Annotated in this window: 9 protein-coding genes and 2 pseudogenes; 7 read left to right on the top strand and 4 right to left on the bottom strand. The window is 70.3% G+C overall.

From position 1 onward, the window contains the following. From ACFQ36_RS16010 to ACFQ36_RS16000, 3 genes are all read right to left on the bottom strand, one after another. Nucleotides 1-1,427, bottom strand: a 1,427-nt coding sequence (locus ACFQ36_RS16010) for a heavy metal translocating P-type ATPase (RefSeq protein ID WP_377015301.1), incomplete at its 3' end; no start/stop codon positions are given. A 34-nt stretch (nt 1,428-1,461) separates the two neighbouring features. Beyond that, nucleotides 1,462-1,932 (bottom strand): hypothetical protein, encoded by a 471-nt coding sequence (locus ACFQ36_RS16005; protein ID WP_377015299.1) that lies wholly within the window; start codon nt 1,930-1,932, stop codon nt 1,462-1,464. Between the two features lie 146 nt (nt 1,933-2,078). After that, nucleotides 2,079-2,324: a heavy-metal-associated domain-containing protein gene (locus ACFQ36_RS16000; protein WP_377015297.1), complete on the bottom strand. Its 246-nt coding sequence runs from the start codon at nt 2,322-2,324 to the stop codon at nt 2,079-2,081. Nucleotides 2,325-2,371: 47 nt separating this feature from the next. Between ACFQ36_RS16000 and ACFQ36_RS15995 the strand changes: the two are divergent. The 6 genes and pseudogenes from ACFQ36_RS15995 to ACFQ36_RS15970 form a co-directional block, all read left to right on the top strand. After that, nucleotides 2,372-2,851 (top strand): annotated as a pseudogene (locus tag ACFQ36_RS15995) (ATP-binding protein); the annotation flags it as partial. 217 nt (nt 2,852-3,068) lie between these two features. After that, entirely contained in the window at nt 3,069-5,189 is a 2,121-nt protein-coding gene (locus tag ACFQ36_RS15990) for a LuxR C-terminal-related transcriptional regulator (protein ID WP_377015295.1), read from the top strand. Nucleotides 5,190-5,437: 248 nt separating this feature from the next. Next, the gene (locus ACFQ36_RS15985; protein WP_377015293.1) at nt 5,438-6,010 is read left to right on the top strand and encodes a GNAT family N-acetyltransferase; all 573 of its coding nucleotides are present in this window, start codon (nt 5,438-5,440) and stop codon (nt 6,008-6,010) included. Nucleotides 6,011-6,216: 206 nt separating this feature from the next. After that, nucleotides 6,217-7,167, top strand: a complete 951-nt coding sequence (locus tag ACFQ36_RS15980; protein WP_377015291.1) for an alkaline phosphatase family protein — start codon at nt 6,217-6,219, stop codon at nt 7,165-7,167. Nucleotides 7,168-7,588: 421 nt separating this feature from the next. Next, nucleotides 7,589-9,094 (top strand): N,N-dimethylformamidase beta subunit family domain-containing protein, encoded by a 1,506-nt coding sequence (locus ACFQ36_RS15975; RefSeq protein WP_377015289.1) that lies wholly within the window; start codon nt 7,589-7,591, stop codon nt 9,092-9,094. A gap of 839 nt (nt 9,095-9,933) precedes the next feature. After that, a complete protein-coding gene (locus ACFQ36_RS15970; protein ID WP_377015287.1) occupies nt 9,934-11,223 on the top strand; it encodes an MFS transporter in 1,290 nt (429 codons plus the stop codon). A gap of 4 nt (nt 11,224-11,227) precedes the next feature. Here the strand turns inward: ACFQ36_RS15970 and ACFQ36_RS15965 are convergent, their stop codons facing one another. Further along, entirely contained in the window at nt 11,228-12,019 is a 792-nt protein-coding gene (locus tag ACFQ36_RS15965; protein WP_377015285.1) for an MBL fold metallo-hydrolase, read from the bottom strand. A gap of 73 nt (nt 12,020-12,092) precedes the next feature. Here ACFQ36_RS15965 and ACFQ36_RS15960 point away from each other — a divergent pair. Next, nucleotides 12,093-12,527: pseudogene (locus ACFQ36_RS15960) on the top strand (hypothetical protein); the annotation flags it as partial.

The following is a 12,527-nucleotide window of genomic DNA, read 5'->3' as shown; positions in this document are numbered from 1 at the left end:
GCCAGCACGGCGTCCCCGTCCCAGCCGCCGGCGAAGGTCAGGCCGGCCAGGCGGGGGCGCCCGGTGGTGATGGTGCCCGTCTTGTCCAGCACGACGGCGTCCAGCCGCCGGGCCTGCTCCAGGGCCTGGCCGTGGCCGATCAGGATGCCCAGCTCGGCGGCCTTGCCGGTGCCCACCATGACGGCGGTGGGGGTGGCCAGTCCCAGCGCGCAGGGACAGGCAATGATCAGTACCGCGATGGCGGTGCCGATGGCCAGTGTCATCCGGCTTTCGTCGGGCCCGAAGATTGCCCAACAGGCGAAGGTCGCCGCGGCCATCAGCAGGACCGCCGGGACGAACCATGCCGAGACCCGGTCGGCCAGCCGCTGCATTGGGGCCCGTGATCCCTGCGCCTCCTCGACCAGCCGGATTATCTGGGCCAGTGTGGAGTCGGAACCGACGGCGGTGGCCCGAAGCACGACCGAGCCGGTGCGGTTCAGGGTGGCACCGATGACGGTGTCCCCGGCGGCTTTGTCTATAGGGACGCTCTCGCCGGTGAGCATGCTCTCGTCCACCGTGGAGGCGCCGTCGGCGACCACGCCGTCCACGGGGATCTTTTCACCAGGCCGCACGCGCACCAGGTCGCCGGGGACGACGTCCTCCACCAAAACATCGGACTCGACCCCGTCGCGGATGACCCGGGCCGTTTTGGGGGAGAGCCCGGCCAGGGCCCTGATGGCTTCGACAGTCCGCTTCTTGGCCCGGCCCTCCAGCCACTTGCCCAGCAGCACGAGGGCGAGGATCACCAGCGAGGTCTCGAAGTACACGTGCAGCGGCAGGCCCCGGCTTTCCGCGGCTCCCGGCCACAGCGTCACGAAGGCGCTGTAGCCGTAGGCAACGCCGGTGCCCAGGGCCACCAGGGTGTTCATGTTCATGGTGCGGTGCCGGGCGGCGGCCCAGGCGGCGGCATAGACCCCGCGACCGGCCCAGAACTGGACGACGGTGGCTACGACCAGCAGCAGCGGCATAAGCCAGTCCATGGCGTCGATGGGCAGGGGGAGATACATCACCGCCATCATGGTCAGGCCCGCGGCCAGGGTTGCCTGCCACTTGCGCTTCAGGCCGGCCAGCTCGCCGTCGCGTCGCGCTTCCTGGTCATCACCCGGAGCAGGCGGTTCCGCGGCCCGGTCCGGCCAGGTCGCGCCTGGTGCACCGGCCTGGCGCCGCGGGGTAGCCCTGTAGCCTGCGGCGGAGACGGCGTTGAGGAGGTGGTCCAGTTGTACCCTGCCGGGGTCGTAGGAGACGGTGGCCACCTCGGTGGCCAGGTTCACCCGCGCGGAGGCCACCCCGTCGAGCCCGGCCAGGGCCTTCTCCACGCGCCGCACGCAGGAGGCGCAGGTCATTCCGCCGATGTCGAGGGTGGATTCGGCCGGAGCCAGTGTGGTCATCAGTTGTTCTTCCGTTTCCTTCAGGCGGGCTGGGTCAGGCGTGGTGCGTATGGAGCGGCTGATCGGAACGTCCGTGGTGGGCGTGGGTGGTGTATTCGTCCAGACGGAGCAGCATTGCCACGGCCATTGCGGGCAGCATCAGCAGGTGGCCGGCGACCATCAGGGTGCCTGCGGAGATCGCCCCGGTCCATAGGGGGACGAGGAGGACGATGAAGGGCAGGTACATTGCGGCGGCCATTTCGGCGACGGGTGCCCACCCATGCCGGCGGCGGCGCATCCAGGCGGACATGGCGATGGTCATGTTGGTGGCCATGACGAGGGCGGCGACGTCCGGGCGGTCGAACAGGGCGGATACCCCAAGGGCGCCGGTGGCCCAGGTCCAGACGGGCCCGAGGGCCACCATGCCGATGACCATGGCCACCACCATTTCGAGGTAGTGGCGGATGAAGAGCCAAGTGCGGGAGCTGTGCCTGGTGTCTTTTGCGGTGCTGCGGGTGCTGGTCATTGGTGTGCCTCCGGCAGTTTGAAGTGATTGGTGGCGCCGGGTGGAAAAGGCGGCCTCGCGTGCCCGGTTTTCCACCTCGGCCCGAGCCAAATCCTCCAGCGGAATCATGGGACTGTCCTTTTCAGTACCGGGCTGATGGCCGGGCTTCAGAGGAGGGTGTAGCCGGCCTCGTCGAAAGCGCCGGCGATGGCTGCGCGCTCAACGGGCCGGTCGCTGAATACGGTGACGCTTCCGGCGGTCAGGTCGACGCGGACCCCGGTGACGCCCGCCACCTTGCCGAGCTCGGTGATGACGGCTCTCTCGCAGTGTCCGCAGGTCATTCCGGCGACCTGGTAGGTGGCGCTGATCAGCCGGGCTCCGGCGGAACCGAGGCGTCGGGACTGGGTGTTCATGATTGCTCCTTGAGGTTTCCCGGTGGTGTTGTGGTGATGTATCGATCGTGTGCTCCGGGGCCGGTGCATCGGACCGGCGAAATCACCGGGTTTTGCCGCGGCGCGTTAGACTTCTGCCCGTGATTCAGGGCAGGCAGGGGGAGCGTGCCGCCATTGCGGCGCTGCTGGACGGGGCCAGGGCATCAAGCGGCGGTGCCCTGGTCGTGCGTGGCATGCCCGGGGTGGGCAAGTCCACGCTGCTCAATGATGCGGTGGCCCGGGCTGAGGGCATGCAGGTGCTGCGGACCCAGGGGGTCGAGTCCGAGTCGCCGCTGGCATTCGCAGCCCTGCACAGGCTCCTGCGGCCGGTGATGCAGTACTCCGAGCAGCTGCCCCAGCCGCAAATCCAGGCGCTGAAGGCCGCCTTTGGCGAGATTGCATCCGATGGTGTCGACCGGTTCCTGATCTTCCTCGCCGCACTCAGCCTGCTCGCGGAGGCTGCCGAACACGGCCCGGTGCTGGTGGTGGTGGACGACGCACAGTGGCTCGACGAGGTGTCCGCGGCGGCACTGCTCTTCGTGGCACGCCGGCTGGCCGCGGAACGGGTGGCGTTGCTGTTTGCCGCCCGCGACGGCGATGAACGACGGTTTGACAGCGGCGACGTTCCTGAACTGATGCTTACGGGGATTGACAAGACGGACGCAGCCGGGCTGCTGGGGGGAGCGGTCCGGGGTCGCGGTCCCGGACCGGGTGGCCGCCGAATTGGTGCGCAGCACGGGTGGCAACCCGCTGGCCCTTGTCGAACTGGGCGGGGCATTGACCCCTGGGCAGCTGGCCGGCACCTCCCGGCTGCCCGGCCACCTGCCGCTCACGGCCGGAGTCGAACGAGCCTTCCTGGACCGGTACCGCCGGCTGCCGGAGCCGGCGCAGATCTGGCTGCTGGTGGCGGCGGCCGACGACGTCGGGCACCTTCCGACGGTCCGTCAGGCGGCCAGGTCCCTGGGCGCCGGCGACGAGGCGCTGGATGCCGTGGAGCAGTCCGGGTTGCTCAGCGTCGAGGACGGCCAACTGTCGCTGCGCCATCCGCTGGTCCGCTCGGCGGTCTACCGTAGCGCGACCGGCTACCGTCGCCGGCGCGTGCACCGGGCTTTGGCCGATGCTTTGGTCGGCGGGCACGACCCGGACAGGCGGGTGTGGCACCTCGCCGCCGCAGCGGAAGGTCCCGACAGGTCGGTGGCCGCGGAACTGGACCAGGTCGCCCAACGCGCCCGGAAACGCGGCGGGCAGGAGGCCGCCAGCGCCGCCTGGGAGCGGGCAGCCGAACTGACCCCGGATGCCGGGGAGAGAGCCGTGCTGCTGTACCAAGCGGCTGAAAGCTCCTGGCTGGCAGGCCAGGCCGGGCGCGCCCGCACGCTCAGCGGCAGTGCCCACGCGCTGGCGGCCGACGCCGGGCTGCGCGCCGATGCCGCCCTGCTGCGGGCCCGGATCGAGTGGAACACCGGATCCCTTCAGCAGGGCCATCTCATGGTTCTGCAGGGGGCCCGCGAGGTTGCCGCATCCGATCCGGTCCGGGCGCGGGAGATGGCCATGTTCGCAGCAGCCCTGGCCGCAACCGGCGCGGATTCCGGCAGCGGTATCAGCCCGGTGGCGCTGGCAGCGGAGCCGGGGAGTACCGCACCGGCCCGGCAGCGGTGTTTCTGGCACCTGCTCGTCGGGTTCCACCACGTTGCCAGCGGCGAGATGGACCAGGGCGCCACCGTCCTCCGTGCAGCCTTCGCCGAGGAAATACCACTGGAGCATGCCGACCAGGACCTGTTGCCGAACCTTGGCATTGCCGCCCTGTACCTTGGCGAGGACCAGGCCGCGCTGCACTATCACAACCTGCTGCTGTCTCGGGCCCGAACCAGCGGCGCCCTGGTCATGGCGCTGTACGCCCTCACCCGGCGCTGCATCCCGGACGTCGCCCTCGGAAACTGGGCGACCGCCCGCGCCGGCGCCTCCGAGGCTTTACAGCTGGCCAAAGGCACCGGACAAACCGGTCTGGCAGCCTTCCCGCTGGCCATGCTCGCCCTGCTCGACGCGCTCCAGGGCAATGACGCCTACCTCAGACACGCCACGGCGGCGGAGCACGTCGCCCGGAACCACCTTCTGGGGACCCTCGCCGGTTTCGTCAACGACGTGCTGCTGTGGGGCAAGGCAATCCACAGCGGACAGCCCGAAGCCGCCTACCACCATCTGGCCCAGCTGCGGCTTCCCTCGGTGCGGTACATGGCGGCGGTCGACCGGGCCGAGGCCGCTGCCCGAACCGGGCAGCGGGAAGAAGCGGCCGCTTGGATACGGGAACTGGAGCAGTATGCCGCAGCCACAGGCAACGCCTGGTCGGCCGCGGCCGTGGCGCACGGCCGGGCCGTCCTCGCCGACGGCGCGGAAGCGGAGACGTTTTTCGTTGCGGCCTTGGAAAGCCACGCGGCCTCCCCGCGCTTGTTTGACCGGGCCAGAACCCAGCTTGCGTATGGCGAGTTTCTGCGTCGTTCACGCCGCCGCGTCGACGCCCGCACCCACCTCCAGTCCGCGCTGGAAACCTTCGCGGACCTCGGCGCCCGCCGGTGGGAAGACCGGGCCGTCCAGGAGTTGCGCGCTTCCGGGAAGACCGCCCGCAGACGGGACCCCTCTACGGCGGTCGCTCTCACCGCCCAGGAACTGCAGGTCGCCAAGCTCGTCCAGCAGGGCATGACCAACCGTGAAGCGGCCGCCCAACTGTTCCTGAGCCCCCGCACCATCGACTTCCACCTGCGCAATGTCTTCGCCAAGCTGGGCATCAGCACGCGCGCCGAACTGATGCGCCTGCCCTTGGACGGCAACAATCTGGCACCCGCTGCAACGTGACCCGGTAGTTTTACCGGTGCGAACTGCCTTAGGCGTCCGCAAGGCTGTCAGTATGCTCGCAAGACCATGCCAGCCGGCCGAAGCCTGCTCTTCCGCACCCTCCGGAGGCAAAGTTCGCGCACAGGTTATCCGCCATGCCTGTGCCGGACGGCTCGACGCATCGGAACCGGCCTGGTCGTTTGGCCATCACCCCGGTCCCTGACACGGGCGCCATCGTCCTTCCCACTGCCACGACCTTTGGAGCGAGAATGCCCAGACCTGCAACACCGGCCGACCTGCCGCAGCTGGCGGCCGTCCTCGCCGCCGCCTTCGATGATTATGCGTGGACGAGGTGGACCGTGCCCGCGCCGGAGCACCGGGACCGGATCCGACGGCTGCAGCACCTTTACCTCGAACATCTTGCCCTCCCGCACGGCATGGTCTGGACGACGGACGAGCTCACCGCGGCAGCGGCCTTCATTCCCTCCCCGCCGCCGGAACCGGCACCCGGAATCCTCGGGCAGATAGCGGCGGTCCACGGCAACCGGTTTGATGTCCTGGCGGGGGCCGAGGCGCTGATCGCCCCCCATAGGCCTGCCCACGACTGGATGCTCGCGACCGTCGGCGTCGCCCCGCACGCCCGGGGAAGGGGACTGGGCCTGGCCGTTGCCTCCGCGGGACTGGAAGCCATCGACCGGCGGCACGGGACGTGCCTTGTCGAGACTTCGGATCCGGACAACCTCCCGTTTTACCGGCGTCTGGGCTTCAGGCCTCCCAGCAGGGTGGAGACCGCCGGGCCCCCGGTATGGATCATGGTGCGGCCGGCAGCACCGGCACCGTGATGGAAGCGGCGCAGGGCGGCAAGACGACACGTCAGACGCTCCCGGCGGGCCGTGGCCGCGGCCAGTCCGGATAAAGCCACGGTCCGCCGGACCAAAATACTCATTAGTTGGCGCCGCAAGAAACGGGCGGTGCCAGGAGATGCCTTGGCGCCCCGGATCATCCCCGCGGGGGTGCCCGCCCCGGTTGGCCGGGCTAGGATCGGGGGATGGGAAGCAGCCGGCGCCTTGCCGCCGTTGCGGGGATACTGTTACTGCTCGCCACCGGCTGCGGTCCGGCCCGGCCGGACGCCGGCGGGGAGGCGCCGCCGGCGGATGCCGGCCACAGCCTGCAACCGCAGCAAAGCGGACCGGGCCGGGAAAGCGGCGGGGGACTGGACCATGTGGTCATCATTGTCGAGGAAAACAGACCCGCAGCCGAGGTGCTGGGCAGCGCTTCCGCCCCGTTCATCAACCAGCTGGCGGCGGACTATGCGCTGGCAGCCAACTACTCGGCGGTCACGCACCCGAGCCTGCCCAACTATCTGGCCCTGACCGGCGGCACGACCGCCGGCATCACCGCCGACTGCCTCCCGGCCCCGGGCAGCTGCCAGGCCCGCGGCGACGGGATCACCGGGCAGATCGGGCAGTCGGGCCGCACTTGGAAAATGTACGCCGAAGGCATGCCCGGCCCCTGCACCGCGAAGAATTCGGGACTCTACGCCGTCAAGCACAACCCCTTTATGTACTACCCCGGCATCACCGGTGATGCCGCCTACTGCGCCGCACACGTCGTGCCCTTCGCCCGGCTGGCCGGCGACCTGAAGACGGCCTCCACCCTCCCGGACTACGTGTTCATCAGCCCCGACCTGTGCCACGACATGCACAACTGCCCGGTCGAAACCGGGGACGCCTGGCTGGCCCGGCAGGTGGCGAAGATCCTGGCCTCCCCGGCCTTCACCCGGCAGCATTCCCTGCTGGTGCTCACCTGGGACGAGGGGCGCGGCAACCGGAACAAGGTCGCAACCATTTTCGCCGGACCGGCGGCCAGGGCCTCCTACCGCTCGGATACCGCCTACGACCACTATTCCCTGCTGCACACCATCGAAAACGCGTGGGGGCTGGACCCGCTCACCGGCAACGACGGAAACGCGCCCGTGATGAACGAGCTGCTGCGGTAGGACGGCCCGGATGCGGACACGGGATCCGGGCCGGCGGCCCCCTGCGGCCGGACCGACGACGGCGGCCGGCAGGATGGTACCCGGCAGGCAGGAGAGCAGGCCGGCAGCGCATCCGGGGCGGCCCGGCCTGAATCCTCGCGGCTCGCGTGAGCGGCGGTGCCGGCGGGGGGCCCGCCGTCGATGACGGATTAAACCCGGTCCAGGCATCCTCCGGTCCTGTCAGGTTCCTGGTCCCATACTGTCAGGTTCTTTATCCAGGTTCTTCAGCTTTCTTTAGGCAACGGGCGCTAGTTTCTGCCTAGCGCATAGATGGAAGTCCGATGGTTTCAACGTATTCTTCATTTCGTGGCGCGGGTACCGCCGGCCTGGCAGCGGTGCCCGGTGCCCACCGGCCTTTCGGCGCGCCGGAAGCCGGTCGGCTGTGAACGGGCCGGCGAGCGGGCCGGGCCGGCGGGAAGTGCTTGCCGGCACCTTGGCAGCCTTCGCCCTGGCTGCCTGCCGAGGGGTGCCCGGCAACCGCCCGTCGGCGGCAGCAAACGCGGCGCCGGCTGCAGGTTCTGCGCCCCGGGCTCCCGCACGTGCATTCAGCTATCTGGCCGAGAATCGGCTTCCGGGCACCCCCGGCGGCCCCGTCCACTGGATCAGCAACGGGCGGCTGGAAGGCTTCCTGGACCGCACCGCCTCAACCCCCGCGCACCGCATCCTGAGGCTGTATGCCAGTTCCGTTCTGGGCGCAGCCGGCATTCAGGCGTTCCGGCTGGGCAATTACGGCGGCGCGGGCCGGCGGCTGGTCTGGGAATCCGGGCCGGTTCCCGTCCGGCAGCAGAAGCCTTACACGGTGGACCCGCAGACGAAGATGGTTTCCTGCCCGTGGGACACCACCGCCGAAATCGACACCTCGGCCTGGCCGGAGGGCTTCTACCACCTAGTGCTGACCGCCGGGGGAGCCCGTGAGCACCTGATCCCGCTCGTGGTGGAGTCCGCGTCCCTGCGCGCCCGGACCGTCCTGGCCTTCAATGACGTGACCATGCAGGCATACAACCGCTGGGGCGGATACTCGCTGTATGCGGGGCCGGACGACAGGTCCCCGGACCGCTCCTACAAGGTTTCCTTTGACCGGCCCTACCTGGACTTCGACGAACCGGACAACCACGACACGCCGCTGGTGCGGGCCGCCGAAGCGATCGACGATGAGCGGGTCTCCCTGGGCTACACCACCGAATCCCGTCTCGCCGCCCGCCCCGGGCTGCTGGCCGGCAGCACGGCCGTGCTGTTTTCCGGCCATTCGGAATACTGGTCCGTGCCCATGCGCCGCGGCATCGAGGCCGCCCGGGACAGGGGGACCAACATTGTGTTTTTCGGGGCCAACAGCTGCTACTGGAAGACCCGCATGGAGCCGTCGGCATTGGGCCGGGACCGGGTCATCGTCTGCTATAAGAGCCCGGTCCTGGACCCGGTGCGTTACAGTCGTCCCGGCCTGGTGACCGTCCGGTGGCGGGACAGCCCGAGCCGGGATCCCGAAAGCCTGCTCACCGGTGCCATGTACGCGGACCTGCATGCCGTCGGGAACTTCACCGTCGGCGACCCGCACTTCTTCGCGTTCGCAGGCACCGGAGCGTCCCGCCGCCAGGAGTTCCCCGGCCTGGTGGGCGGGGAGGTGGACCGCGTCCTGCCCGGCTACCCGGTGCCGGCGAACCTGCGCATCTTCGCCCATTCGCCCGCTTCCGGAGATCGCCACCGGCACGGCTGGGCCGATGCGGTCATGTACGTTGCCGCCTCGGGGGCGGGTGTCCTGAACCTGGCTTCCATGAACTGGCTGCCCGCACAGGCCAGCCCCCTCACCCCGGAGCGGTCCCGCCGTTTTGCCCTCAAGGTCACCCAGAACATCATCCGCGCCGTCGCCGCCGGCCCCCGAACCATCTCCTGAGCCGGAGGAATCAGCAACCGGCGCACCCTGGACGGGGCATGTGGGCCCCGGTCGTCAATGACCGTCACTGGCCTTGGTTGTGCCCGGTCACGAATAGAACTGTCGGATGGGCAATGCCGCTTCCATTTAGCACGTTTTAGCACACTGGCCATCCGGGTGCCGCTGCGAACGTTATTTATCCCACGCCGACCCAAGAGCCGATAAAGGAGCCGTACCGGGCCCGTGATGTTGACGGGCAAGGAACGCTGCAGGGGAGCCCCTCCAAAGCATTACTTGACATAATGTAGATTATCGGCGGTTTGGGGAAACGCCCGGGAGTGGGCTGCGATGCTGCCGCTGCAGGTTGTTTCCGGCCATCAGCCACCGTCCAGACCCGGCCGGAAAATGGAAGGTCCGGCGGCGCAAACCCGCCTGGCCGCAGCAGCTTTCCTTCCTGGCAGGACAATCGATGCCACCGGGTGCTCGGTGCCGGCCTGGAGCGGACATCATGGGCGGTAGATCCCGCTGCGGCGGGCCGACCGGTTCCGGTGCGCGCATCCAGCCTGCCTGGGAGTCCATTGGTGAACCATCCGCGCCGGCCTGGGATGCCCAACTGCCGGTCCCGCGGCATCCGGGCTTTACTTGACATAATCTGCACGGGGCATTTTGCCCGTGGGATCCGCTTTTTCCCTTCCCTGCCTGCCCCAGCGGGCACCGCGGCCTGGCAGCCCCTGGTGCCGGCTTCGGCCTCCGGGCCGGCCCGCCGCTCCGGCGCCACCGTCCGGCATACTGGTAGCGGTGCGTTCGCCGCGATGCCCGCACCGCTCCCCCGACAGCCGCACCAGCAAAGGAGCCCCCGCATGGGCCGAAACGGTAAAGCGGGTCCCGCCGGCCGGCGGCACACGCTCCAGGCGGCGTCCCTGCCCCGGCCGAGCCAGCGCAAGCTGGTGGGCGTGCTGGCGGCCGGCGAGGTCCTTGGCGGCGTGGGCATGGGCTCCACGCTTTCACTCGGTGCACTGCTGGCCGCCTCGATCTCCGGATCGAATGCGTTTTCCGGGATGGCCGCCACCATGAGCACGCTCGGCGCCGCGGTCCTCGCGATCCCGCTGGCCCGCCTGGCCCAGGCCCGGGGACGCCGCATCTCGCTGTCCGCCGGTGCTGCCGCCGCCTGCCTGGGCGCGGTCCTGGCCGTCACGGCAGCAGGGGTGAGGTCCTTTCCGCTGCTGCTGCTGGCGCTGCTGATGCTCGGCTCCGCCTCGGCCGTCAACCTGCAGGCCCGGTTTGCCGCCACGGACCTGGCCGACGATACGACCCGGGCGCGGGATCTGTCCCTGGTGGTGTGGTCCACGACCATCGGCGCCGTGCTCGGGCCCAATCTCTTCGAACCCGGTGAAGCCGTGGGCGCGGTCCTGGGCCTGCCGCCACTGTCCGGGGCGTTCGTTTTTTCCGTGCTGACCCTGGCCTCGGCCGCCGTCGTCTTCGCGGCCGGCCTGCGGCCGGATCCCCTGCTCGCCGCGCTCGGCCGCAGCGGCTCCGGGGCGCGGCTGCCGCGGCGCACCGGGGGCTGGACGGTGCTGCGGACCAACCCGCTGGCGCGCTTCGCGGTGGCAGCCACGGCGCTCAGCCACGCCACCATGGTGGCGCTGATGTCCATGACACCTGTTCACCTGCACGAGCACGGGGCCAGCCTGAGCGTCGTGGGCCTGACCATCAGCCTGCACGTGGCCGGGATGTATGCGTTGTCCCCGGTGTTTGGCTGGCTGGCCGACCACGCGGGACGGCTGCCGGTCATCCTGCTGGGCCAGGCGCTGCTCCTTGCGGCCCTGCTCCTGGCCTGGACCAGCGCCGAGTCCCGGGCCGCCGTAACCGCGAGCCTGATCCTGCTTGGCCTGGGCTGGTCCGCTGCCGTTGTCTCCGGATCGGCGCTGGTGGCCGAAGCGGTCCACGTCGGGCACCGGGCCGCCGTGCAGGGCACCTCCGACCTGGCCATGAATGCCGCCGGTGCGTCCGCCGGTGCCCTGGCCGGCCCCGTCCTGGCCGTGGCCGGCTACTCCGGCCTGGGGCTGTCGGCCATGGCCCTGGCGCTCCTGGTGGCTGTCTGGGCCGTGGCAGCCGCCAGGCACCGGGTGCGGGAAAGCACCGCGGCCTGACTGCTCAGCGGCCCAGGGCCGGCACCGCAGCGGCCAGATCGACTGTCATGGCCGGACCGTGTCCGGGAAGCACCAGCCGCTCGGGCACCGAGGCCAGGCTCTGCAGGGCGCCGAAGGCTTCGGCGACGTCGTGGTGGTACATCGGGTGCAGCATCTGCGGCCCGCCGATCGGGCTGATGGCGTGGCCGGTCACCAGGGCGTCTCCGGTGGCCACTGCACCGGCAGCGGGTAACCGGTAGACGGTGTGGCCGGGTGTGTGTCCCGGGGTCGGGACGGCCACGGGCGCTCCGGGCAGTCCGGCCAGCCGCGCTTCGTCCCAGATACCGGCGGCCGGAATGCTGTTGTGCTGCAGTCCGCCGGCCTGCAGCACATGGACCAGCCAGGCGAAGACGCGCGGGCGCCAGGCCCGGACGAGGATCCGGCCCGGGCCGACCTGGAACTTTTCCTCGCCGAGGAGGTGCCGGTGCTCCCCCGGGCTGGAGAGCACCGGCGTGCCGTACTCGCCGGAGAACCAGGCGGCCGAGCCGGTATGGTCCACGTGCCCGTGGGTGATCAGCATGGCGGCCGCCTGCCCGGGCCGCAGGCCGACATGCCGGATGGAGTCGAGCACCCGGGGCAGGTCGCGCGGGTAGCCGCCGTCGATGAGGGTAAAACGCTTCCCCTCGCGGATGATGATCCAGTTCGAGGCGGGGCCCTCGACGAAGAACACCCCGGGCGCCGGTTCGGTCACCGCGCCCGGGGTGCTCCACGGCGCGTGCCGGCGGACGGGGCGGACGGAAAACGGATGGGAAGCCAAGTTGCTGCTCCTGACGGATCTCCACACTGCTGCCTGCAGCTCCGAACCGGGCGGACCGGCGTAGGATTTCCCCATGATACGCGGCACACCCATCCGGGTGCGGCGCCGCGGCCGGCCTGCCGCGTCCCTGGTCCTGCTGCTGGTGCTCTCCGGTGCCGCCTGCGGCCCCGCCGGACAGCCCGGGCCGACCCCGCAGCGCCAGGCTCCCGCCGGGACGGCCCGCTCCCCCGCGCCCGGCCCTGTCAGCGTGGAAATCTCCCAGCGGCGGGGCCAGGAAACCAGCCGCCGGCTCATCCTGGAAGTGACCAATTCCTCCGGCGGCCGGCTGGTCATCGAAGCGGCGGCACTGCAGACGGGCCTGTACGACGGCGCCGCGGCCTGGGTTCCGGTGCGCACTGGAGGCACCGGGCTCGACGCCGGCAGCACCGTCAGCCTGCCGGTGTCCCTGCCGGAACCGAAGTGCGGCCCGCAGGCGGCCGGCGGCGAGGCCGCCGTCGTGCTGCGCGTG

The organism is Arthrobacter sp. GCM10027362, from assembly GCF_042679445.1.
Classification (GTDB): domain Bacteria; phylum Actinomycetota; class Actinomycetes; order Actinomycetales; family Micrococcaceae; genus Crystallibacter.
Note: the sequence above shows the minus strand (reverse complement) of the source record. Positions and strands in the feature narration are given on the sequence as shown.